This window comes from uncultured Anaerotruncus sp. (assembly GCF_902490045.1).
In the GTDB taxonomy this organism is placed as follows: Bacteria; Bacillota; Clostridia; order Oscillospirales; family Ruminococcaceae; genus Anaerotruncus.
Window position 1 is genome coordinate 1 of sequence record NZ_CABUCJ010000213.1, and the last position, 1,601, is coordinate 1,601.

General features: G+C 68.5%; 2 protein-coding genes. Both read right to left on the reverse strand.

All coding sequences use genetic code 11. The annotated features are described in order from the left end of the window. Positions 1-498 (reverse strand): hypothetical protein (locus RDM88_RS12825; protein WP_308755212.1); only part of this gene is annotated, 498 nt, incomplete at its 3' end. Positions 499-607: 109 nt separating this feature from the next. After that, a partial coding sequence (leuB, locus tag RDM88_RS12830; RefSeq protein WP_308755213.1) for a 3-isopropylmalate dehydrogenase occupies positions 608-1,601 on the reverse strand: 994 nt, incomplete at its 5' end.

The following is a 1,601-nucleotide window of genomic DNA, read 5'->3' on the forward strand; positions in this document are numbered from 1 at the left end:
GGTCCGGGTGGCGCGGCCCGCGCGGCCCGCGACGGAGAGCAGCCCGGTCAGCAGGACGAGCGGGACCATGAGCAGGAGCGTCCACAGGAACATCCGCAGCCCGATGAGGAAATTGAGCCAGAGCGCGCGGAAATATCCGGCGGCCGTCTCAAAATAGTGGAAAATTCCCGTAACGCCCTCCCGTTCGCCGCCCGTGCGGCGGTAATACCAGCGGAGGATTCCCTGCCGCAGCGGAGTCATGATGAAGAAGACGAGCAGCGACACGAGCGCCGTGATCGCGATGGAGGCGGGGGCGATGTTCGCCGCCGCCCGGAAGGCGTTGCCCGTGCCCGAGCGGTTGACGAATTCCGACACGCCGCTCACCTCGCGGATGCCGTATTCCAGCAGGTTGATCAGCACTCCCGGGATCATGGAGATCAGCATGATCCCGATCGCCCTGCCCCAGTTGCCCGCCAATGCCCGCTTTGCGTTGGTCTTGAGCGCCCTGAAAAGTCCCATTGGTATCCCTCCCTGCGGGAGCCGTCCCGCGGCGGATTACTGATTTCTGTTCATAAGGTGCGCCGAATGGCCCGTTTTCACGCGGCCGGACGCAAATTTTTCCGGCCGCTCACGCGAGCAGCCCGGCGGCCCTGTGGGCAACGAATTCGCCCATCTGACCGGTCGTCCACACCGGCAGCCCGTCCCCCTGGATGTCGGGGGTGCGCGCCGTCCCGAGCGCGTCGGAGACCGCCTGCTCGACCGCTCCCGCCAGCTCGGGCAGGTCGAAGGTGTAGCGCAGCATCATCGCCGCCGAGAGGATGGTCGCCAGCGGATTGGCCTTTCCCTGCCCCGCGATGTCGGGGGCGCTGCCGTGGATCGGCTCGTAGAGGCCGAAAGGCCCGTCCCCGAGGCTCGCGGAGGCGAGCATGCCGATCGAACCGGAGATCATCGAGGCCTCGTCGGAGAGGATATCCCCAAAGAGGTTGCCGGTCACGAGCACGTCGAACTGCGCGGGATTGCGCACGAGCTGCATGGCGGCGTTGTCGACGTACATGTGGGTAAGCGCCACGTCGGGGAACTCCTCCGCCACGCGGGTGACCGTCTCCCGCCAGACGCGCGAGGTCTCCAGCACGTTCGCCTTGTCCACCGAGGTCACGCGGCGGTCCCGCCTGCGCGCCAGGGCAAACGCGGTCCTTGCGATCCGCTCGATCTCGGGCACGCTGTAGCCCATGATGTCCCTGCCGTGGAGAACCCCGTCCCGCTCAAAGCGGCTGTGCTCGCCGAAATAGACGTCCCCCGTGAGCTCGCGCACCACCATGATGTCCACCCCCGCGCCGACGATCCCGTCCTTGAGGGGGGAGGCGGCCTTGAGCGCCGGGAAGATGGTGGCGGGGCGCAGGTTGGCATAGAGGCCGAGCGCCGAACGGATGCCGAGCAGGCCCTTTTCGGGGCGCAGTTCGGAGGGGAGCCCGTCCCATTTGGGGCCGCCCACCGCGCCGAGCAGCACGGCCTGCGCCGCGCGGCATTTCGCCACCGTCTCGTCGGGCAGCGGGACGCCGGCCCGGTCGATGGCGGCGCCGCCGAGCAGCGCGTAGTCGAGGCTGAGACCCACGCCGCGCGCG